At 68.7% G+C, this 20,297-nt stretch carries 21 protein-coding genes; 14 read left to right on the forward strand and 7 right to left on the reverse strand.

Annotated elements, in window-relative coordinates:
- The first annotated feature begins 43 nt into the window (after positions 1–43).
- The 6 genes from QNO26_RS04095 to QNO26_RS04120 are packed head-to-tail and all read left to right on the forward strand — an operon-like array spanning position 44 to position 7,814.
- Entirely contained in the window at positions 44–133 is a 90-nt protein-coding gene (locus tag QNO26_RS04095; protein ID WP_257495481.1) for a potassium-transporting ATPase subunit F, read from the forward strand.
- Positions 133–1,806: a potassium-transporting ATPase subunit KdpA gene (kdpA, locus tag QNO26_RS04100; protein WP_257525867.1), complete on the forward strand. Its 1,674-nt coding sequence runs from the start codon at positions 133–135 to the stop codon at positions 1,804–1,806. Before QNO26_RS04095 ends, kdpA begins: the two co-directional genes overlap by 1 nt.
- A complete protein-coding gene (gene kdpB / locus QNO26_RS04105; protein ID WP_257525866.1) occupies positions 1,806–3,953 on the forward strand; it encodes a potassium-transporting ATPase subunit KdpB in 2,148 nt (715 codons plus the stop codon). The genes kdpA and kdpB overlap by 1 nt, the downstream gene beginning before the upstream one ends.
- A 19-nt stretch (positions 3,954–3,972) precedes the next feature.
- A complete protein-coding gene (gene kdpC, locus QNO26_RS04110) occupies positions 3,973–4,581 on the forward strand; it encodes a K(+)-transporting ATPase subunit C (protein WP_257525865.1) in 609 nt (202 codons plus the stop codon).
- Between the two features lie 21 nt (positions 4,582–4,602).
- Positions 4,603–7,128: a sensor histidine kinase gene (locus tag QNO26_RS04115; protein ID WP_257525864.1), complete on the forward strand. Its 2,526-nt coding sequence runs from the start codon at positions 4,603–4,605 to the stop codon at positions 7,126–7,128.
- Positions 7,125–7,814 carry a response regulator gene (locus tag QNO26_RS04120; RefSeq protein WP_257525863.1) on the forward strand — a complete coding sequence of 230 codons (690 nt, stop codon included), beginning with the start codon at positions 7,125–7,127 and terminating at the stop codon, positions 7,812–7,814. The genes QNO26_RS04115 and QNO26_RS04120 overlap by 4 nt, the downstream gene beginning before the upstream one ends.
- A 14-nt stretch (positions 7,815–7,828) precedes the next feature.
- On the opposite strand, the gene QNO26_RS04125 is transcribed toward QNO26_RS04120, so the two are convergent.
- Complete coding sequence (locus tag QNO26_RS04125; RefSeq protein ID WP_257525862.1) at positions 7,829–8,092, reverse strand: hypothetical protein; 264 nt, start codon at positions 8,090–8,092, stop codon at positions 7,829–7,831.
- On the reverse strand, positions 8,089–8,526 hold the full coding sequence (locus QNO26_RS04130; protein ID WP_257525861.1) for a MerR family transcriptional regulator: 438 nt from the start codon (positions 8,524–8,526) through the stop codon (positions 8,089–8,091). Before QNO26_RS04130 ends, QNO26_RS04125 begins: the two co-directional genes overlap by 4 nt.
- A gap of 124 nt (positions 8,527–8,650) precedes the next feature.
- On the opposite strand from QNO26_RS04130, the gene QNO26_RS04135 reads away from it, so the two are divergent.
- Positions 8,651–9,370: an SDR family oxidoreductase gene (locus tag QNO26_RS04135; protein ID WP_257525860.1), complete on the forward strand. Its 720-nt coding sequence runs from the start codon at positions 8,651–8,653 to the stop codon at positions 9,368–9,370.
- On the opposite strand, the gene QNO26_RS04140 is transcribed toward QNO26_RS04135, so the two are convergent.
- On the reverse strand, positions 9,351–9,644 hold the full coding sequence (locus tag QNO26_RS04140) for a hypothetical protein (protein ID WP_257525859.1): 294 nt from the start codon (positions 9,642–9,644) through the stop codon (positions 9,351–9,353). The two genes, QNO26_RS04135 and QNO26_RS04140, sit on opposite strands and share 20 nt — an antisense overlap.
- A gap of 65 nt (positions 9,645–9,709) precedes the next feature.
- Here QNO26_RS04140 and QNO26_RS04145 point away from each other — a divergent pair, with 65 nt between their 5' ends.
- A complete protein-coding gene (locus QNO26_RS04145) occupies positions 9,710–10,318 on the forward strand; it encodes a recombinase family protein (protein WP_257525858.1) in 609 nt (202 codons plus the stop codon).
- Between the two features lie 226 nt (positions 10,319–10,544).
- Positions 10,545–11,081 carry a hypothetical protein gene (locus QNO26_RS04150; RefSeq protein WP_257525857.1) on the forward strand — a complete coding sequence of 179 codons (537 nt, stop codon included), beginning with the start codon at positions 10,545–10,547 and terminating at the stop codon, positions 11,079–11,081.
- Positions 11,082–11,236: 155 nt separating this feature from the next.
- Here the strand turns inward: QNO26_RS04150 and QNO26_RS04155 are convergent, their stop codons facing one another.
- From QNO26_RS04155 to QNO26_RS04165, 3 genes are all read right to left on the reverse strand, one after another.
- Positions 11,237–11,596, reverse strand: a complete 360-nt coding sequence (locus tag QNO26_RS04155; RefSeq protein WP_257525856.1) for a hypothetical protein — start codon at positions 11,594–11,596, stop codon at positions 11,237–11,239.
- Positions 11,597–11,907: 311 nt separating this feature from the next.
- Entirely contained in the window at positions 11,908–12,534 is a 627-nt protein-coding gene (locus QNO26_RS04160) for a hypothetical protein (protein WP_257525854.1), read from the reverse strand.
- An 8-nt stretch (positions 12,535–12,542) separates the two neighbouring features.
- The gene (locus QNO26_RS04165; RefSeq protein WP_257525853.1) at positions 12,543–12,806 is read right to left on the reverse strand and encodes a hypothetical protein; all 264 of its coding nucleotides are present in this window, start codon (positions 12,804–12,806) and stop codon (positions 12,543–12,545) included.
- A 903-nt stretch (positions 12,807–13,709) separates the two neighbouring features.
- Here QNO26_RS04165 and QNO26_RS04170 point away from each other — a divergent pair.
- Entirely contained in the window at positions 13,710–14,798 is a 1,089-nt protein-coding gene (locus tag QNO26_RS04170; RefSeq protein ID WP_257525852.1) for a hypothetical protein, read from the forward strand.
- 343 nt (positions 14,799–15,141) lie between these two features.
- Here QNO26_RS04170 and QNO26_RS04175 read toward each other — a convergent pair whose 3' ends face one another.
- Positions 15,142–16,254 (reverse strand): histidinol-phosphate transaminase, encoded by a 1,113-nt coding sequence (locus QNO26_RS04175; protein ID WP_257525851.1) that lies wholly within the window; start codon positions 16,252–16,254, stop codon positions 15,142–15,144.
- A gap of 104 nt (positions 16,255–16,358) precedes the next feature.
- Here QNO26_RS04175 and QNO26_RS04180 point away from each other — a divergent pair, with 104 nt between their 5' ends.
- Genes QNO26_RS04180 through QNO26_RS04195 form a run of 4 tightly spaced genes read left to right on the forward strand, consistent with a single transcriptional unit; the run spans position 16,359 to position 20,246 of the window.
- Entirely contained in the window at positions 16,359–17,318 is a 960-nt protein-coding gene (locus QNO26_RS04180) for a PDR/VanB family oxidoreductase (RefSeq protein WP_257525850.1), read from the forward strand.
- A gap of 16 nt (positions 17,319–17,334) precedes the next feature.
- Positions 17,335–18,537, forward strand: a complete 1,203-nt coding sequence (locus tag QNO26_RS04185) for an aromatic ring-hydroxylating dioxygenase subunit alpha (RefSeq protein WP_257525849.1) — start codon at positions 17,335–17,337, stop codon at positions 18,535–18,537.
- A gap of 3 nt (positions 18,538–18,540) precedes the next feature.
- On the forward strand, positions 18,541–19,032 hold the full coding sequence (locus QNO26_RS04190) for a hypothetical protein (RefSeq protein WP_257525848.1): 492 nt from the start codon (positions 18,541–18,543) through the stop codon (positions 19,030–19,032).
- Positions 19,029–20,246 (forward strand): M20 metallopeptidase family protein, encoded by a 1,218-nt coding sequence (locus QNO26_RS04195; protein ID WP_257525847.1) that lies wholly within the window; start codon positions 19,029–19,031, stop codon positions 20,244–20,246. Before QNO26_RS04190 ends, QNO26_RS04195 begins: the two co-directional genes overlap by 4 nt.
- The last annotated feature ends 51 nt before the right edge of the window (positions 20,247–20,297 follow it).

The raw sequence follows: 20,297 nt of genomic DNA on the forward strand, positions 1-20,297 counted from the left end.
TGTTCGTCGTCGTCGGACTGCTGGGGAAGGCGGTGGAGAAGCTGTGATCGTGTTCCAGCTGCTCGCCGGCATCCTCGGTGTCGCGGCGATCGTGTACCTCGTGTTCGCCCTCGTGAAACCGGAGCGGTTCTGATGGCGTGGGTGTCGGCGCTGCTGTCGCTCGCCACCGTCGCGGTCATCCTCGGTGTGCTGTACCGGCCCTTCGGCGACTACATGGCCTGGGTGTACACCTCACCGAAGGACACCAGGGTCGAAGCCGGCGTCTACCGGGTGATCGGCATCGACGCGAAAGCCGCGCAGACGTGGCCGGCGTACCTGCGAGCGGTGCTGGCCTTCTCGGCCGTCGGGCTGCTCCTCGTCTACGGGCTGCAGCGGCTGCAGCAGTGGCTCCCGTACTCGCTGGGCCTTGACGCCCCCAGCGAGCACCTGTCGTTCAACACCGCGGCGTCGTTCGTCGGCAACACGAACTGGCAGTCGTACTCGCCCGAGCTCACCCTCGGCTACACCGTGCAGGCGCTGGGCCTGGTGGTGCAGAACTTCGTGTCGGCGGGCGTGGGCATGGCGGTCGCCATCGCCCTGGTGCGCGGCTTCGCGGCACGCCGGTCGGGCACGCTCGGCAACTTCTGGGTGGACCTCACCCGCGGCACCCTGCGCATCCTGCTGCCGATCGCCGCGCTCGCCGCGGTCGTGCTGCTGATCGGCGGGGTGGTGCAGAACATCAACGGTTTCACCGACGTCACCACGCTCACCGGCGCGACGCAGTCGATCCCCGGCGGCCCGGTGGCCTCGCAGGAGGCCATCAAGCTGCTCGGCACCAACGGCGGCGGATTCTTCAACGCCAACTCGTCGCATCCGTTCGAGAACCCGAACGCGTGGACCAACGTCTTCGAGGTGCTCCTCATGCTCGTCATCCCGTTCGCGCTGCCGCGCACGTTCGGCCGCATGGTCGGCGACAACCGCCAGGGGTACGCGATCCTCGGCGTCATGGCGACGCTGTATCTGGCATCGTTCGCGCTGCTGACCGCGTTCGAGACCGCCGGCAACGGCACCGCGCCGCAGCTGGCGGGGGCCGCGATGGAGGGCAAGGAGCAGCGCTTCGGCATCATCGGCTCGACGCTCTTCGCCACCACGAGCACCGGCACCTCCACCGGCGCGGTCAACTCCATGCACGACTCGTACACGGCGCTGGGCGGCATGATGCCGATGCTCAACATGATGCTCGGCGAGGTCTCGCCCGGCGGAGTGGGGTCGGGGCTCTACGCGATCCTCGTGCTCGCGATCATCGGCGTCTTCATCGCCGGTCTGCTGATCGGCCGCACCCCGGAGTACCTCGGCAAGAAGATCGGGCCGCGCGAGATCAAGCTCGCCGCCCTGACGATCCTCGTCATGCCGACCCTCGTGCTCACCGGCACCGCGCTGAGCTTCGCCCTCCCCGGCATCCGCGAAGAGGTGGCATCCACGTCGATCTGGAATCCCGGCATCCACGGCATGAGCGAGGTGCTCTACGCCTTCACCTCGGCAGCCAACAACAACGGCTCGGCGTTCGCCGGGCTCACCGCGAACACCCCGTGGCTGAACACGGCGCTGGGCGTCGTCATCCTGCTCGGTCGTTTCGTGCCGATCGTCTTCGTGCTCGCCCTCGCCGGCTCGCTCGCGGCGCAGGACTCCGTGCCGACGACCGCGGGCACGCTCCCCACCCACCGCCCGCTGTTCGTCGGGCTCCTCAGCACCGTCACGGTGCTGGTCACCGCGTTGACCTTCTTTCCCGTACTCGCGCTGGGTCCCCTGGCGGAAGGGCTGATGTGATGTCCACACTGACCACCGCGCGTCCCGAGGCCGCGCCGAAGGCTGCTCCGCAGGGCGGGTTCTCGCCGGCACAGGTGCGCGCCGCCGTGCCCGGTGCGGTGCGCAAGCTCGACCCGCGCCTGCAGTGGCACAACCCCGTCATGTTCCTGGTGTGGGTGGGCGCCGCGCTCACCACCGTGCTGGCCGTGGCGGAGCCGTTCATCGGGGGACCGGCGCCCTCGGGCGGCACCCCCGTGCCGTGGTCGTTCACCGGCGCGATCGCGATCTGGCTGTGGCTCACGGTGCTCTTCGCCAACCTCGCCGAGTCCGTCGCCGAAGGCCGAGGCAAGGCGCAGGCCGAGACGCTGCGCAAGACCCGCACCAGCACGACGGCGCGGCGGGTGGATGCCTACGATCCGCTCACCGATCCCGCGGCCGAGCGAGCCGGCACGACCGATGTGGCATCGGCCGACCTGCGCCTCGGCGACATCGTCGTGGTGTCGCCGCCAGAGCTCATCCCCGGCGACGGCGACGTCATCTGGGGCATCGCCTCGGTCGACGAGTCCGCGATCACGGGAGAGTCGGCTCCCGTCGTGCGGGAGTCCGGCGGGGACCGTTCGGCCGTCACCGGAGGCACCCGTGTGCTGTCGGACCGCATCGTGGTGAAGATCACCTCGAAGCCCGGAGAGACCTTCGTCGACCGCATGATCGCGCTCGTCGAGGGCGCCGCGCGGCAGAAGACGCCGAACGAGATCGCGCTGAACATCCTGCTGGCGAGCCTGTCGATCATCTTCGTCGTCGTCGCGCTGACGCTGAACCCCATCGCCTCGTACGCCGCCGCCCCGGTGAGCGTGCCGGTGCTGGTGGCTCTGCTGGTGTGCCTCATCCCGACGACCATCGGGGCGCTCCTCAGCGCGATCGGCATCGCGGGCATGGACCGGCTGGTGCAGCGGAACGTGCTCGCCATGTCGGGCCGCGCGGTCGAGGCCGCGGGGGATGTGACCACCCTGCTGCTCGACAAGACCGGCACCATCACCTACGGCAACCGCCGCGCCAGCGCCTTCGTGCCGGTCGGCGATGTGCCGGCGCCCGATCTCATCCGCACCGCCGCCCTGTCGTCGCTGGCCGACCCGACGCCCGAGGGCGCGTCGATCGTCGAGCTCGCCCGGGCGGAGGGCATCGACGTCGGACGGGCGGCGCCGGGAGACATCGTGCCGTTCACGGCGCAGACCCGCATGTCGGGCCTGGACACCCCCGACGGCACGAGCATCCGCAAGGGCGCCGCCTCGGCGGTCATCGCCTGGCTCGAGCAGCAGGGGCAGCCGCCGACGGCGCCGGTGCTGGCGGAGGTGACCGCCGCCGTCGAGAGGATCTCGCAGACCGGCGGCACCCCGCTGGTGGTCGCCACGAGCACCCCGGATGCCGGTTCGCGCCTGCTCGGCGTCGTGCACCTGAAAGACGTGGTCAAGGAGGGACTGCCGGCGAAGTTCGCAGAACTCCGCTCGATGGGGATCCGCACCGTGATGATCACCGGCGACAACCCGCTGACCGCCGCGGCGATCGCGGCAGAGGCGGGGGTCGACGACTTTCTCGCGGAGGCGACCCCCGAGGACAAGCTGGCCTACATCCGTGCCGAGCAGCAGGGCGGCAACCTCGTCGCGATGACCGGCGACGGCACCAATGACGCCCCTGCGCTCGCGCAGGCTGACGTGGGCGTGGCGATGAACTCCGGCACGTCGGCGGCGAAGGAGGCCGGCAACATGGTCGACCTCGACTCCGACCCGTCGAAGCTCATCGACATCGTGCGCATCGGCAAGCAGCTGCTCATCACCCGTGGCGCGCTGACGACGTTCTCCATCGCCAACGACATCGCCAAGTACTTCGCGATCATCCCGGCGATGTTCCTCGGGGTGTTCCCGCAGCTGGCGGCGCTGAACATCATGGGCCTGCACTCACCGGCATCCGCCGTGCTCTCGGCGATCATCTTCAACGCGATCGTCATCGTGGTGCTCATTCCGCTCGCCCTGCGCGGCGTCTCCTACCACCCCGGCGGTGCATCGCAGACCCTCGGACGCAACCTCGCGATCTACGGCCTCGGCGGCATCGTCGCACCCTTCATCGGCATCTGGCTCATCGACCTCGTCGTGCGCCTCATCCCTGGCTTCTGATTGCAGAGGAAGAACCCACATGAACACCTCCACCCGCAGCACCGCCCGCACCGTCGGGGTCGCCGTGCGCGCCATGGCGCTCTTCACGGTGCTGTTCGGCCTCGGCTACACCGCCGTGCTCACCGTCGTCGGCCAGCTGGCCCTGCCCGCCCAGGCGAACGGCTCGCTGCTGACCGACAGCGAAGGCGCGCCAGTCGGGTCGTCGCTCATCGGCCAGGGCTTCACCGATGCCGATGGGGTGCCGCTGCCGCACTACTTCCAGTCCCGGCCCTCCGCCGCCGGTGACGGCTATGACGCGGGGGCGTCGTCGGGGTCGAACCTCGGCCCCGAGAACGACGACCTCATCGCGGCGATCGCGGAGCGCCGGGACCAGGTGGCGGCGTTCAATGGCGTGGCCCCCGACGACGTCCCGGCCGACGCGGTGACCGCGTCGTCGTCGGGCCTGGATCCCCACATCAGCCCGGCGTACGCCGAGATCCAGATCGAACGGGTGGCCGCGGAGCGCGGCATCCCCGTCGCCGAACTCAGGGCGCTGGTGGGGGAGCACACAGACGGGCCGCAACTCGGGTACCTCGGTGACGCCACGGTGAACGTGCTGGAGCTTAACGTTGCCCTTGACCAACGATGACGACGAGCGAGAAGGACGACCATGACCAGACGGGGGCGGCTGCGGGTGCTGCTGGGCGCCGCCCCGGGCGTGGGCAAGACGGTCACGATGCTCGAGGAGGGCCGGCGCCTCCGGGACGAGGGGCGCGACGTCGTCATCGGCATCGTCGAGACCCACGGGCGCGCCGCGACGGCGGCGATGACCGAGGGGATGCCGGCGGTGCCCCGCGCCCGCGTCATTCACCGCGGCGTCGCCCTCGAGGAGATGGATCTGGATGCGGTGCTGCAGCGGATGCCGCAGGTCGCCCTTGTCGATGAGCTCGCCCACACCAACGCCCCCGGCTCCCGCAACGCCAAGCGCTGGCAGGACGTCGAAGAGCTGCTGGCTCGGGGGATCGACGTCATCTCCACGCTGAACATCCAGCACATCGAGTCGCTCAACGACGTGGTCGAGCAGATCACGGGCGTGCCGCAGCGCGAGACGATCCCCGACAGCTTTCTGCGCAGCGCCGACCAGATCGAGGTCGTCGACCTCGCCCCGCAGGCGCTGCGCGATCGGCTCGCCGTCGGCGCGGTGTACCCCGCCGAGCGCATCGACGCCGCGCTGTCGAACTACTTCCGCCTCGGCAACCTCACCGCGCTCCGGGAACTCGCCCTGCTCTGGCTGGCCGACGAGGTCGACCAGGCGCTGCAGGGCTACCGGCAGGCGCACGGCATCGACAGCCGGTGGGAGGCCCGGGAGCGGGTGGTCGTCGCGCTCACCGGCGGGCCGGAGGGCGAGACGCTGCTGCGGCGGGGTGCCCGCATCGCAGCCCGCTCGGCAGGTGGCGAACTGCTCGCCGTGCACGTGACCAGCCAGGACGGTCTGCGTTCAGGCAGCCCTGCCGCGCTCGCCGCCCAGCGCGCCCTCGTCGAGAAGCTCAACGGCACGTATCACCAGGTGGTGGGGGAGGATGTCCCGACCGCGCTGGTCGAGTTCGCCCGCTCGGTCAACGCCACCCAGCTGGTGCTCGGCGCGAGCAGGCGCGGTCGGCTCGCCGCTCTGCTCACCGGTCCCGGCATCGGCGCGACGGTGGTGCGGGAATCCGGCGACATCGACGTGCACATGGTCAACCACGCCGCCGCGGGTCGCAGTCCCGCGCTGCCGCCGCTGACCGGCGCGCTCACCGCGAAGCGTCGCCTCCTCGGCTTCGTGGTGGCGCTCGTGGCCGGGCCGCTGCTCAGCGCCCTGCTGTCGCTCTTCCGCAGCGTCGACTCGATCACCACCGACGTGCTGAGCTTCCAGCTGCTGGTGGTGGTCGTCGCACTGGTGGGCGGACTGTGGCCTGCCCTGTTCGCGGCGGTGCTCTCGGGAATCACCCTCGACTTCCTCTTCATCGAGCCGCTGTACACGGTGCACATCCACGAGCCGCACCATCTGCTCGCCCTCGTGCTCTACGTCGTCATCGCGAGCCTTGTGAGCTTCATCGTCGACCGGGCCGCCCGGTACACCCGGGCCGCGCGACGCTCGGCCGCCGAATCCGAGCTCATCCAGACCATTGCCGGCAGCGTGCTACGCGGCGAGAACGCGATCCAGGCGCTCGTCGACCGCATCCGCGAGGCGTTCCAGCTGCCCGGTGTGCGTCTCGTCGTCGACGGCGAGGTCGTGGCGCGGGCGGGGGAGCCGCTGCCCGACGGGCGGTTCACCGGCATCCCCCTCTCCGACGACGCGATGCTCGAATTGCACGGCGCCGACCTCGCGGCATCCGAGCGGCGTCTGCTCGCCGTCGTCACCGCGCAGCTGAGCGCAGCGCTGCAGACCGAGCGCCTGGAGAAGACCGCGCAGCAGATCGAGCCGATCGCGGCATCCGATCGGGTGCGCGGGGCCCTGTTGTCGGCGCTCAGCCACGATCTGCGCCGTCCGCTCGCGGCGGCGTCGGCTGCCGTCGGAGGCCTGCGGGCGGCGGGTCCGGAGCTCGCCGCCGACGACCGGCAGGAGCTGCTCGACACGGCCGACGAGAGCCTCACCGCCCTCGGCACGCTGCTGACCGACCTGCTCGACGTCAGCCGACTGCAGACCGGCGTGCTCACCATCGCCGACCTCGCCACCGACCCGGCCGAGGCGATCGCGCCCGCGCTCGACGAGCTGCAACTCGGCCCCGCCGACGTCACGCTGGCGCTGCAGCACGGCGACGCCGTCGCCCACGCCGACCCGGTGCTGCTGCAGCGGGTGCTCGTGAACCTGCTGGCCAACGCGCACCGCTACGCGCCCGCGGGCGTGCCGGTGCACGTCAGCACCAGTACCTTCGGTGACAGGCTCGAGATCCGCATCGTCGATCGCGGGCCCGGCGTGCCGGCCGAGAAGAAGGACGACATCTTCGTGCCGTTCCAGCGTCTGGGTGACACCGACAACTCCAGCGGGCTGGGGCTCGGTCTTGCGCTCTCGCGCGGGTTCGTCGAGGCGATGCGCGGCACGCTGACCTCGGAGGACACCCCCGGCGGCGGACTGACGATGGTGATCTCGCTGCGCGCGGCGAGCGAAGCGAATGCCGCGGCGAACGTCGCCGCCCACGAGAGGGAGCGCACGTGAGGATCCTCATCGCCGACGACGACCCGCAGATCCTGCGGGCGCTGCGCATCACGCTCACCGCGAAGGGGTACGACGTCACGACCGCCCTCGACGGCAGGCAGGCCATCGCCGCCGCCGTCGACCACCGGCCGGACATCCTGATCCTCGATCTCGGGATGCCGCAGCTCGACGGCATCGAGGTGATCCACGCCGTGCGGGGGTGGTCGGCCGCGCCGATCCTCGTCGTCTCGGGGCGCGCGGGCGCCGCCGACAAGGTCGAAGCGCTGGATGCCGGTGCCGACGACTACATCACCAAGCCCTTCGCCGTGGAGGAGTTGCTCGCCCGCATCCGCGCGCTCACGCGCCGGGTGCCGCACGACGACGCGTCACCCGTGGTGCGCCTGGGCGACGTGACGATCGACCTCGCCGCGCACAGCGTGGTGCGCACCACGCCCGACGGAGACCGGCAGATCCGGCTGACGCCCACGGAGTGGCAGTTCATCGAGATCCTCATCCGCAACGCCGGCAAGCTCGTGACGCGGCAGACGGTGCTGCGCACGATCTGGGGCACCGACCACGCCGAAGACACCGGCTACCTGCGGTTGTACGTCTCGCAGCTGCGCAAGAAGCTGGAGCCCGACCCGAGCGCGCCGCGGTACCTGCTCACCGAGCCGGGCATGGGGTACCGCCTCGACGGGGTGGGGTAGCGCCGCAGCCCGGCTCAGGCCGCGGGATCCTGCAGCCCCGCGTCGCGCCCGTGCGCGTCTTCGAACGCGCCGAGCTCTCGCCGGTAGGTGACGATGTTGAAGATGCCCAGCGGCACCAGAAGGAGGGGAGTCACTGCCGACAGCCAGCCGCCGATGCTCTGCGGGTCGCCGATCAGAACGGCAAGGCTCACCGCGGCCATGATGCCGCCGAGCACGCAGAACAAGACACCGGTCCTGCGTTTGGCGTCGATCTGAAGGCGCTGCTCGTGGAGGCTCACCCCACGAGTCTGGCACGAGACGGCGCTGGGCCATCCGGTTCGTACGGCGCCCACGCCGGCTCCCGCAGGGCGGGGCAGTGCTCCGGCGTCGGGTCGTTCGCGATCGTGATGAGGCGATCGAGAGCGTCGCGGGCCGCGGCGAGTTCCACCATGGCGGTGGTGATGCGCTCGCGCTCCTGCGCCATCAGCTCGAACACGTCGGGCGACGCCTGTCCTGCCTCGATGCAGGGCATGAGCCGCAGGATGGTGCGGCTCGGCAGCCCCGCGGTGAACAGCTGCTGGATCAGCCGGACGCGCTCGACGGCTGACGCAGGGTAGATCCGCTGGCCGCTGTCGGTGCGCTCGGAGGAGAGCAGCCCCTGCTCCTCGTAGTACCGCAGTGCCCGCGCGCTGACCCCGGCCTGACGCGCGACTTCTCCGATGCGCACCGGCATCCTCCGCTCCTGTTGCACCCGCGTGAACGCGGACTTGACGTTGACGTTGACGTCAGGTCTTAGCGTAGCCGTCGGCGAGCCGAACCCGGCCGTCACCGCAGAAGCAGACGGAAGAAAACACGCAATGAACGTCACACAGCAGATCGCCCTCGTCTCCGGAGCGAACCGCGGCATCGGTCGGCAGTTCGTCCTCGAACTTCTGGAGCGCGGCGTCGGCAAGGTCTATGCCACGGCCCGCCGACCCGAGACCCTCGACTTCGACGACGCGCGAGTGGTGCCCCTGCACCTCGATCTCCTGGACCACGCGTCCGTCATCGCCGCCGCGGAAGCCGCGCCGGACGTGACGCTGCTGATCAACAGCGCCGGAATCTCCAGCGGCGCACAGCTCGTCACGAGTGATCTCGCCGAGATCCGCCGCGAGATGGACACCCACTTCTGGGGCACGCTCGACGTGATCCGCGCGTTCAGTCCTGTGCTCGCTACCAACGGCGGGGGAGCGATCGTGAACGTGCTGTCGGCACTGTCGTGGTTCGCAAGCCCCGGTGCTGGCGCATACGCGGCGGCGAAGGCCGCGGAGTGGAACATGACCAACGGCGTGCGTCTCGAGCTCGCCTCGCAGGGCACCCTCGTGCAGGGCGTGCTGCTCGGCGCGGCGGACACCGACATGATGGACGGCTACGACGGCCCCAAGATCGATGCGCGTGAGGTGCCGCGCGCCGCGTTCGACGGCCTGGCCCGTGGGGAGATCGAGGTGATCGTCGATGACTGGACCGCGATGGTGAAGGCATCGGCGTCGGGCGACCCGGCCCCGTTCTACGAGAAGATCACCGCGCTGCTCGGCTGATAGGGCTGCTGCGGCGATCGGGACCGGTGGCTCCGCGCGAGCGGAGGTTGCCGGTCCCGGCCGCCGCGACCAGTCCGGCCGCCGCGACCAGTCCGGCCGCCGCGACCAGTCCGGCCGCCGCGACCAGTCCGGCCGCCGCGACCAGTCCGGCCGCGACGAGGGATGCCACGATGCCGGGCTGCGGAATCGTGCCGACGACGATCAGCCCCAGCGCGGCCCACAGCGCTATGGGCGACCAGCCGCTCTGCGTCGTGGCGTCGACAGCGCCGAGCACCAGCCCGAGTGCGCACGGACGATCCTCATCGTGTGGCGACAGTAGTGCGGCACGACGCTGGGCCTATGGATGGAATACAGATTGGATACGCCAGGGTCTCGACCACGGATCAGGACCTCACCGCTCAACGCGACGCACTGCTGCGTTTGGGCGTCCACGACACGCACATCTACGTCGACCACGGCATGACCGGCGCGAATCGCGCCCGACCGGGATTACGGGAGGCGCTTGCCGCGGTGCGAAGCGGTGACACTCTCGTCGTGACGAAACTCGACCGGCTCGCCCGGTCGCTGAGAGATGCGCGCGAGATCGCGGATGAGCTGACGTCGAAAGACGTCGCACTCAGCCTCGGCGGGAACCGGTACGATCCCACCGATCCCGTTGGTCGACTGCTGTTCAACGTGCTCGCCATGGTGGCGGAGTTCGAGCGCGACCTGATCAGCATGCGCACCCGGGAGGGGATGGCGGTGGCGCGCGCGAAAGGGAGGCTGAAGGGAAAACAGCCGAAGCTGTCGAAGACGCAGCGGGCCCTGCTGTTCGAGGTGCACGATCGAGGCGACTACACCCAGAGCGAGATCGCGGAACTGTTCAGCGTCTCGCGCGCCACCGTTTACCGCGAGCTTCAACATCGCCGTGAGAAGTTCCTCGCATCCTGCGAAGCACACATCTTCTAGCGCCCTTGGAGCCGCGTCGCTCAATTCGGGCGTCCGACCCGACACGGCCGCGGCCCGCTGGGATCGCTTTCCGGGCTACGCCCGGGGCACCGCTGCAGACATCCGCTAGCTCGCTGGGCCCGCCAACGGCCGCGCTACAGCAGCGGGAAGCCGGCGGGGACGGCTTGCATGTGCATGCCCTGTCGGCGCGAAGCGGGTCGGCTTGAAGTGGTGCAAGGATCGTGCCATGAAAGGATTTCGTAGCGGTGAGCAGCGCATTCGGATCGCTAGCGAGGCTTTTGACGTCATCGAGTCCGAAGTTCGGCCGCTCCTTGCCGGAGGAAGTCGGTTGTGGTCGAAGGGATCCGGAGGCTACCCGACTCGCCTCCGACAGATGCTCAGCGGGCTTGACGATGCCCACGATGTGACGTTCGCCACGAATGCTGCGATGCAGTCGCCGCGGCGCCAGCGCGTTGTGGAGCATGTCATCCCGATGAAGCGGATCGTCATCGAGATTGTCGACCCAAGGCAAGCGGATCCTCGTTCGAACACCCGCAATGACCCGATCGCAGGTGGCCCGGCGACGTCGCCGGAACACTTGATCTTGATCTACGACCGGCTTCTGCAGAAGTGTTGGGTTACTCGTGAGGAGCACGATCGTCTGAATCGTGCCGGTGCCAGTCTTCAGTGGGACGCACCAGATGGTGACGGGTGGGCCCGCTATCGACGCGCGGAGGTTGTCGCCTATCGCCTCCCGCAGGGCGATCACGCCGTCCGCGATTGACCACCGTCATGCCGGATCCCTATCCGTGCGAAGCACGTTGATGGGGCGGTACCGTGCAGTCGAAACCCGTCGGAGACGTCGAACTCCCGCGACTGCAGAGCATCGCTGGGCTTTCCTGAGATGGTGATGGCTGCGAGGCCGATCTGCTGGCGCGGTCAGCCCTCGATGCCCGGGGGCGGCTCGCCGGTTACGCCGTCGATCACATGGCGATTGCCGAGGTCCCGGTCCAGCGCGATCTGAAGGCTGTCCTGGCACGCGTCGCCGGGTGAGCGCAGCGTGGAAGTGACGGTGATGATCGCCGTTTCGTCGTCCTCTTCAACCGTCGCGACGGGATTTCCGTGACACGTGCCGATCACGACAGACTGCACATCGCCGCCGTTCGACCATCCGATGATCGGCTGTGGTCCACGCTTTTCGCTCGGCTCGGCAGATTCGCATCCGGTCACGAGCGCGAGCAGAGCAACGTTCGCCAGGACTATCCCGGCTCGACTCAAGGAGTTCGCCCGCAGCGCCACGCGAAACACAATGCCACATCAGCGCCACAGGGAGAGCGACTGATGACCGCGCTTGCTGGCGCCACCGGTGCCGCATCGATCCACAATCGGGCACTGCGCGAAGCAGGAACGAGGCGTACAGGCCAGGAGTAGCGCGATTGACGCTACCTTGCGTGCGACGACTGGGCGGCTAACTGCTAATTGGGGATGCCGTTGATCGTGATGCGGCGGACGGGCTCGGTCGACATGGTCTGGGCGTAGGGGCTGGCCGCGCTCGACTCGAGGCGGCACGGGCTCAACCGGAACTGACCCCGCGCCGCCGCTGCCTGACCCTACGCGACGGCGGGAACTGCGCGCTCGAACCTATCGAGGATCTTCTCGAGCCGCTTGAGAGCATGCTCGCCCTTTCGCTGCGCAGCGAACTCGATGACGATCGCACGGTCGTACTCACCGAGTTCGGCGAGGTCCTTGAGGTGCTTCGTGGTCATCATCTCTGCGATGGAGTCGTGCCAGCCGTTGTAGCCCTCCCAAACCACACCGTCGAGCGCCTTCGTACCGGCCTCGGAGAGTCTTGCGGACATCACCTTCCGCGTCAGCACGTTGTAGGCGCCGACCAATCGGGCCCAGGCCTCGAACCGCTCGGACGGATCCTCGACCATGATGACGATGCTCTTCGAGAGCCGGTGCACTTTGGCCATGACCTTCTGCGTCGGCACGAAGGCCAAGACCACGCCACCGTCCGCGACGGTGCCGGTACGTTCCGTGACGATCGGCAGCTTGGCGAGCTCCGCGTGATACTCCGCGTTCGACTTCTGAGGACAGACGACGGTGAGCCGTGCGCGGAAGTGATCCTTCACGTAGCGCGCGAGGGCCTTGCCGAGGGCGAAGCTGTCGAACTGGTCTGTCCACGGGACGTAGAGGTACTGGTGCTTGACGTACTCGGGATCGCTCTCGCTCATCGCCGACGTCACCGAATCCTTCCGGGCTTCATCTCGATGCGGGTGCCGTCGCTAATGAGCTGCGCCCATTCGCTCAGCTCGGGATCGGTGACCTTGCCGTCGTAGCGCGCGAACAGGCGCTGCAGTGCGGGCTTGATCTCCGCGACCGGATGCCCGGTGTACTGCTGGCGCAGGCGGTCGAGGTCACGCGTCTGCTCACGCGCGACGCGGTCGACTCCCGCCTGGATTTCACGCCGCAGTGCGGCCTGGTCGATCTTCACGTTGATCTTCATTGTGCTGGAACTGCCTTCTCGCCCGTTCGGGTCTATACCTGCGGAGCAGGAGCACTCTGGCGGATGCCGTCAGGCTGGCGAGGAGGGAAGGCCGGCCGATTTCGGGTCGATCGGCCTCCCCCGCTCACTAGCCCTTGCCGAGCGTCGAGCCAGCCTTCGACTTGGCCGGCTTGCTCGACGAGTTGGACGCGAGCGTCCGTCCCGCCTTGCTCAGCGAGGCCTTCGAGGGCTTTCCAGACGACCGCGACGACGACTTCGCCATGGTGCGCTCCTTCCGCAGTGGAGGACGCAGATACACCCGAGCGGACAACGTGTCCAACTCGCGTAGAGGCCATTGAGCCTCTAGAGTCGAGAGGTCCTACCAAGACACCTCGAGCCCTGATCTGCTGCAGGAGAGCCCTTCGCTCCCTCTCGGCAGATCGGGGCTCGCTTGCATTCGGAGTCTAGACGACACCACCGACATCGCGCACGCTATACGCCCGCCTGAGCGCTCGAAAGCTGAGTTATACACAAAGGGCCCCCCTGATTGCGTTTAAACGCGTCACAGGCGCGTACAGGCGCGATTCCGGGCCATTTCCTGCGTGAGATAGACAACCCGAACTACAACCGTGTCATTATCCACAGGCGAAGGCGTTGTCAAGATTTAGTTATCCACAGGCAGATTCCTGTGGTCGGTGATGTCCTCGAAGTAGCCCTCGAGGTCGTCGGTGACAATCTCGGCTCCGATGCGCGTGATTAGTTGCTACGAGAAGCTCGCAACGTACCGCCGACGGCGCTCTTTCCTCTCGGCGCCGCCAGCCAATGCTCGCTATGCCCTCGTGCGATGCAAATGCAGGCGAGGTTTTTCCGAGAGATGTCGGCGGGCGAGTCCAGAATGGGTTCGATGACATCGAAGGGATCCGGATGCACCTCCATCTGCGCGCAGAGAACGTCAACCTGAGCGAGAGCCACGCCAAGGCCCTCGACGACGAGTTCTTTCTCTCGCAGCCCGCCGCCTACTTTTCCTCGCGGATCGCATCGCTCCTAGCCGCAGAGCGCAGCTCCGCGGCTCCGACACCTGCCGATGCACCGGAGTTCTTTGCCGCACTCGGACTGACGAAGACCGACACGCTGCTGTCATTCGAGGACCAAGACAGGAAGCTGCAGGTAGCGGTCGAGGCGCTTAGCCTGCGCCACCACGCCGCCGAGGCACTGCTGCGGTTCATGTACGCCGTAGCGGCGGCGAAGCCGAAGGCCGGCGATGCCCCGAGCACCTGGCTTGGTATCGCGGATAGCCCTACCGCCCTCATCGACTTGGTGCAGAAGACCATGGCCGCAGTGAACAGCGACGAGGAGCTGTTCCTGCGCTGCCTGTTCACCCCCGGCACACGCGTTGACGAGAATGCAGCCGCGGCAGCAGAAACCGCCGTGGCCTGGGTGAACCACGCAAGCTCCCTGCTCACCGGCGACGAGCTGTCGGTCAACGCTGCGCATAACAAGGTCAAGCACGGGCTTGCGGTGAGCGCTCGAGGAGACGTGCGCGTGGAGTTCATCACGACGCCGCCGGATGACCTCGGCCAGATTCCACTCAGCGCGTTCGGCGAAGGCAAGTCGCTACCCATCTTCGATCGGCCCATGCTCACCTACCTCAGCCGCCCTCACGTGAAGCCGAAGCAAGGTGTGGAGGCGGTCTCGCTGCGGGTGGATGTGCCGGTCGTGCTCGCCGAAGCCTGGATGATCGCGAACGTGTATGCCGCGATGTTCCACGCCCGCGCCCGCCGCCACTTCGGCGAGGTAATGCCGGACGGAGTGGCTCAATACCCCACACTCGTCATTGGGCGGCTCCCCGAGCACGTGATTGGTGGGCGCCCGCTTGGCTACCGGTCGGCCGTGACGCTCCCGCCCGATGGCACCACGGCGCCCCGCGAGTCCGGCCTGTTCTTCCACGGCAGCTTCATCCCGATGGACGTCGACTACGGCAGCAAGATCGAAGGCGTGGTCGTCGACGGATAGACACCAATCCGTGTTCAGCCTGGGGCCTCCGTTCGCGTAGAGCTTGGGCTGCGCGAATGCCGGTCCTTCGGCGGGCGTCAGGCTCAATGCGCCTGACATCCGCGCCCATGTGCGGACAGGGGTGCGAATGGCCGGCACGATGACATGCGCGCGAGCGGGTCCCCGATCGCGCGATCTGATGCCGTGGGCGGTCGTCGGCCACTTCGTATTTGTCCCGTTCAGAAAGTGACTGGCGAGTTGCCGGTTCGCCCTCAACTGCGCGTCGCACGGTCAACTGGGCAATTGTCCATGGCGCCCGTCGCGCGGGGCCTCCTGGTCGGGTCGAACGGGAGAGGTGCTAGTGCTAGCTCGCAGCCGCCACCGTGCACCCGCCGGTCAGACCGCGGGATACCAGCTCAGCCGCGGTGTCGAGAAGGCGGTTGTTCGCCTGGGTTTCGGCGATTGTGGCGCGCAGACCCTCGCCGGCGAAGCCCCGTACCGACAGTCCGTGAGCCTCGAAGACCTCAAGAGCGGCGGTCGTGTCGTCGCCGAGGGGGAACCACAGGAAGTTTGTCTCGGTCTCCGGCAGCTGCCAGCCCTGAGCCGAGAGTGCAGCGACGATGCGCTCCCGCTCGCCGATGAGCGCATCGACACGCACCTGCAGCTCGTCCTCCGCCTCGAGCGAGGCAAGCGCGGCGATCTGCGCGGGGGTTGTCACACCGAAGGGGATTGCCATCTTGCGCATCGCTGCGACGAGTAGGGCGGGCGCGATGGCGTAGCCGACGCGCATGCCGGCGAGGCCGTAGGCCTTGGAGAAGGTGTGGGCGACCACGACGTTCGGGTGCGCGCGGAACGCGGCGATGCCGACTGCCGTGTCCGGGCGGCGGTTGAAGTGCACGTAGGCCTCGTCGAGGAGCACCGTAACGTGCGCGGGGACGGCGTCGAGGAACGCGGTCAGCTCTTCGGCGCCGACGGTCGTGCCGGTCGGGTTGTTCGGGTTACACACCATGATCAGGCTCGTGCGCTCGGTGACGGCGGTGAGCATGGCGTCCAGGTCGTGTCCGTGGTCCGCGTTCAGGGGCACTTCCACAGGTACGGCGCCGGCGGTGCGGACGAGCATGGGGTACGCCTCGAATGACCGCCATGCGAACACGACCTCATTGCCGGGCGCCGAGGTTGCGCGGATGAGCTGCGAGACCACCTCGACCGATCCGGCACCGAAGACGATGTTCTCGGGGGCGACGTCGAACCGCGCCGCGACGCGGGCTGTGAGGGCCGTTGCTGCGAACTCGGGGTAGCGGTTCATTCCGGTCAGCGTGGCAGCGACCGCGTCGACGACCGCGGGCAGCGGCGGGTACGGGTTCTCGTTGGAGGAGATCTTGAAGCTCTCCTCCCCCTCCAGAACGGACGCCGGTCGGCCCTGCTTGTAGGCGGGAACGTCATCCAGTCCCTTGCGCATGCGTAGTGCTCCGCTCATCCGGGGCTCTCTCCTCTTCTGCGCATTTGACGCGCGGTAACGACCAATTGATAATAACCATTGTTGCGAATTGCGGGAACGCATGCTGCATAGGAGGAGAAGCGATGGGGCCTGCAAGCACCGACGAGAGCATCGATCTGATCGTGCGCGACATGCGCTGGGAGGCGGATGACGTCCTCCGCCTGGGACTGGAGCGCCTCGACGGATCGTCCCTCCCGTCATGGGAGGCGGGCGCCCACATCGACCTCGTCCTCCCCGTGGGCGTCGAGCGTCAGTACTCACTCTCCTCTGACCCGTCGGACTCCTCGCGGTGGGAGGTTGCTGTTCTCCGGGAGGCTGTCAGCCGCGGCGGATCCCGCTTTATCCACTCAGAGCTGCGACCTGGCGCACGCGTCCAGGCCCGCGGGCCCGTAAACACGTTCCCGCTGACGGATGCCCAGGAGTACCTCTTCGTCGCCGGCGGGATCGGCATCACTGCCCTGCTGCCGATGATCGAGGCGGTCGCCCGGGCCGGCAAGCCCTTCCGCGTCGCCTACCTCGGGCGGCAGCGCGCGCGGATGGCCTACCTCGCGGACCCGCTTCTGCAGGGGCCACGTGTGACCGTCGTCGCCGCCGACGAGCACGAGCGCCTCGACCTGGACGCGTGGCTCGCGGCCCCCGCATCCGGTACCACCGTGTACGCCTGCGGCCCGGCGCGCCTGCTCGACACGCTCGAAGCGGCCAGCGCCAAGTGGCCCGGCGGGCTGCTGCGCGTGGAGCGGTTCCAGCCGAAGGTGTTCGCGGATGTCGCCGACGACTCGTTGTTCGAGGTGGAGGCCCGCCGCTCCGGCCTGCGGGTCACGGTCGAATCCACGTGCACGATCCTCGAGATGCTCGAGCAGGCTGGTGTTCCCGTGCCGAGCTCGTGCCTCGAAGGCGTCTGTGGCACATGCGAGACGACGATCCTCGACGGCGAGGCCGAGCACCGCGACAGCATCCTCGCCCCCGACGAACGCGCCGCTAACGAGACCATGATGATCTGCGTCTCCCGGTCGAAGCTTCCCACCCTCGTCCTCGACATCTGATACCGGAGGCACAACCATGGACACTGGAACCGCGTACGGGCTTCGTCCCGGCTCGCCACTCAACGACCTCGCCCAGGTGGGCCCCGGAACGCCCTACGGCGAGGTGCTACGCCGCTACTGGCAGCCCATCGCGAAGGCCGAGGATGCGACGACCCGGCCCATCAATGTGAAGGTGCTGGGCGAGGAGCTCGTCCTGTTCCGCACACGCAGAGGCGTGCCGGGGCTCCTGCACCCCCGCTGCATCCACCGCGGAGCCTCGCTGTTCTACGGCGGCGTCGAAGACGAGGGCATCCGCTGCTGCTACCACGGCTGGGTGTTCGACACCGAGGGGCACTGCCTGGAGCAGCCGTGCGAGCCGGAACTCGGTCTCCACCGCGACCGCGTGCGCCAGCCCTGGCACCCCGTGCAGGAGCAGTACGGCCTCATCTGGGCATACATGGGCCCGCCCGAGAAGAAGCCGATGCTGCCGCGCTACGACACGTTCGAGCACCTCGCCGACGACGAGGTGCTCATCGTCAACGACAAGGGCGTGGGCGGAGGCGGTCCTGAGATCCTCGATTTCAACTGGCTGCAGCACTGGGAGAACGTGATGGACCCGTTCCACGTGCCGATCCTGCATGCCCGCTTCAGCGGCAACCAGTTCACCCCCGAGATGGCCCTCATCCCCGAGGTGAGCTACGAGTACACGCCCACCGGCGTCCGCTCAATCCAGATGCGCGAGCTCGGCGACGGCCGGCAGTTGCGCCGCGTGACGGAGGTCATGTTCCCGAACCTGCGCGTCGTCGCGTCGCCGAAGCTGGCATCGGGGCAGACGAACATGATCGGATGGGTCGTGCCGATGGATGACACGAACTTCCGCATCTTCACGGTGGCGCGCGACACCGACCCCGAGTTCCTTCAGAAGCTGCGCTCGACCCACGAGGGTAAGCCCTGGAAGGACCTCGCCGACCTCGAGCACCAGCGTCTCCCCGGCGACTACGAGGCCCAGAAGTCGCAGGGCGACATCTCGCTGCACACCGAGGACCACTTGACGACCACCGACCAGGGCATCGCGATGATCCGCCGCATGATGGCCAAGCAGATCCGCGCCGTCGCGGGCGGGGGAGACCCGGTGGGCGTCGTGTTCGACGAGGCCGACCGCGTCGTGCGCATCGAGGGCGGCAACTACTTCGAGGGTGCCGCCGAGGCGCCGCTGCTGGCCGACGCCGTCGAGGACTGACCCATGCTGCCCAACTACCTGCCGCGCCCTCCCCGAGGAGACCGACCCCTCGTCGTCCTCGGCATCAGCGACGTCGTCGTGATCGAAGGTTCCGCCTCGGTGCCGGTGACGACGCACCGTGTGAGCGCGTGGGGCCGGTGGGTGCGCGATGTCGCGATCCCCGACGACGCGGCGGCGCGCATCGCCCGCCTCGCCGACCGCTACGAGGTCGTGTGGGCGTCGGAATGGGGTCACAACGCGCACACGGCGTTCGCCGCGGCGCTGCAGCTCCCCGACGAGCCCTGGCCGTTCCTGCCGGTGCAGTTCGACAAGATCGACCGCATCCGCGCCTACGCGAAGGGCCTCCCGTGGGCGTGGATCGACGGCCCCGTCGTGGACCTGCACGCGACGGACGGCGTGGACGACGGCATCGTCATCCGCGTCGACCCGGCGTCGGGCATCAGCGGCGTCGACCTCGAAGCCCTTGACGCGCAGCTCGCGGAGCTCGCCCGATGAGCGCCGACTACGCCGGCCACGCCGGCCTCGGCGGACTCCGTGCCGACGCGGCGGGCATGCTGTCCGAGCTCGTGGCGCTGCGCCGCGATCTGCACCGGCATCCGGAGGTCGGCTTCGACCTGCCCCGCACGCAGGCCGCCGTGCTCCACGCCCTCGACGGGCTCGGGCTCGACATCACGACCGGGATGTCGCTCGGATCGGTGACGGCGGTGCTGCGCGGTGGCCGCCCGGGACCGTCGGTGCTGCTGCGCGCCGACATGGACGCCCTCCCCGTCGTGGAGGAGACCGGCCTCGACTTCGCGTCCCACAAGGACGCGATGCACGCCTGCGGACACGATCTGCATGTGGCGGGCCTCGTCGGTGCGGCGCGGCTGCTCAGCGCGCGCCGTGACCGCATCGACGGGTCGGTCGTGTTTATGTTCCAGCCGGGCGAGGAGGCCGGCGGAGGTGCGCCGCGCATGATCGCCGAGGGCGTGCTGGATGCCGCGGGCGACCGTGTCGAGGCCGCCTACGGCATCCACGTGCTGCCGGGCCGGGCGGGGGAGTTCTTCACGAAGTCCGGTCCGCTCATGGGCGGCGCGAACATGCTGCGCGTGCGGGTCGTCGGTCGCGGCGGCCACGGATCGCGCCCGCACCAGGCCGTCGATCCGGTGCCCGTGCTGGCGCAGATCATCCTCGCGCTGCAGACCTACGTCACCCGCCGCGTATCGGTCGAGGATCCCGTCGTCGTGTCGGTCACGAAGCTGCGCGCGAGCGACGCCGTCAATGTCATCCCGGATACCGCCGAGTGCGCCGCGACCGTCCGCACCCTGTCGCCGGCGACCCTCGCGCAGCTGCGGGTGGAGCTACCGAAGCTGGCCGAAGACATCGCCGCCGCCCACGGTTGCGTCGCCGAGGCCGAGTTCGAGGTCGCCTACCCCGTGACGGTCAACGACGCGGATGCCACCGCCGCCGCCCTCGGCGTGCTACGCGACGCGTTCGGCGCGGAGCGGGTGCGGGTGCTCGATGCGCCGATCATGGCATCAGAGGACTTCTCGTTCGTGCTGCAGGAGGTGCCGGGAGCGTTCGTGTTCCTCGGGGCGACTCCCGCGACGATCGCGCCCGAGGACGCTGAAATGAACCATTCGCCGCGCGCCGTGTTCGACGACGGCATCCTGGGAGATCAGGCCGCCGCGCTCGCGGCGCTCGCCTTGCGCCACGTCGCGCGCCGCTGAGCCCGGTCACGCGGTCTGCCCACGCGTCGCGCAGGGTGCGCCACCTGAGCG

The organism is Microbacterium sp. zg-Y1090, from assembly GCF_030246945.1.
GTDB classification, from domain to species: domain Bacteria; phylum Actinomycetota; class Actinomycetes; order Actinomycetales; family Microbacteriaceae; genus Microbacterium; species Microbacterium wangruii.

What these genes read in the sequence shown, in the direction of transcription:
- kdpA (WP_257525867.1), top strand. Translation starts at nt 133, where the DNA reads ATGGCGTGGGTGTCGGCGCTGCTGTCGCTCGCCACCGTCGCGGTCATC.
- kdpB (WP_257525866.1), top strand. Translation starts at nt 1,806, where the DNA reads ATGTCCACACTGACCACCGCGCGTCCCGAGGCCGCGCCGAAGGCTGCT.
- kdpC (WP_257525865.1), top strand. Translation starts at nt 3,973, where the DNA reads ATGAACACCTCCACCCGCAGCACCGCCCGCACCGTCGGGGTCGCCGTG.
- QNO26_RS04115 (WP_257525864.1), top strand. Translation starts at nt 4,603, where the DNA reads ATGACCAGACGGGGGCGGCTGCGGGTGCTGCTGGGCGCCGCCCCGGGC.
- QNO26_RS04130 (WP_257525861.1), bottom strand. Translation starts at nt 8,526, where the DNA reads ATGCCGGTGCGCATCGGAGAAGTCGCGCGTCAGGCCGGGGTCAGCGCG.
- QNO26_RS04135 (WP_257525860.1), top strand. Translation starts at nt 8,651, where the DNA reads ATGAACGTCACACAGCAGATCGCCCTCGTCTCCGGAGCGAACCGCGGC.
- QNO26_RS04145 (WP_257525858.1), top strand. Translation starts at nt 9,710, where the DNA reads ATGGATGGAATACAGATTGGATACGCCAGGGTCTCGACCACGGATCAG.
- QNO26_RS04150 (WP_257525857.1), top strand. Translation starts at nt 10,545, where the DNA reads ATGAAAGGATTTCGTAGCGGTGAGCAGCGCATTCGGATCGCTAGCGAG.
- QNO26_RS04160 (WP_257525854.1), bottom strand. Translation starts at nt 12,534, where the DNA reads ATGAGCGAGAGCGATCCCGAGTACGTCAAGCACCAGTACCTCTACGTC.
- QNO26_RS04165 (WP_257525853.1), bottom strand. Translation starts at nt 12,806, where the DNA reads ATGAAGATCAACGTGAAGATCGACCAGGCCGCACTGCGGCGTGAAATC.
- QNO26_RS04170 (WP_257525852.1), top strand. Translation starts at nt 13,710, where the DNA reads ATGCACCTCCATCTGCGCGCAGAGAACGTCAACCTGAGCGAGAGCCAC.
- QNO26_RS04175 (WP_257525851.1), bottom strand. Translation starts at nt 16,254, where the DNA reads ATGAGCGGAGCACTACGCATGCGCAAGGGACTGGATGACGTTCCCGCC.
- QNO26_RS04180 (WP_257525850.1), top strand. Translation starts at nt 16,359, where the DNA reads ATGGGGCCTGCAAGCACCGACGAGAGCATCGATCTGATCGTGCGCGAC.
- QNO26_RS04185 (WP_257525849.1), top strand. Translation starts at nt 17,335, where the DNA reads ATGGACACTGGAACCGCGTACGGGCTTCGTCCCGGCTCGCCACTCAAC.
- QNO26_RS04190 (WP_257525848.1), top strand. Translation starts at nt 18,541, where the DNA reads ATGCTGCCCAACTACCTGCCGCGCCCTCCCCGAGGAGACCGACCCCTC.
- QNO26_RS04195 (WP_257525847.1), top strand. Translation starts at nt 19,029, where the DNA reads ATGAGCGCCGACTACGCCGGCCACGCCGGCCTCGGCGGACTCCGTGCC.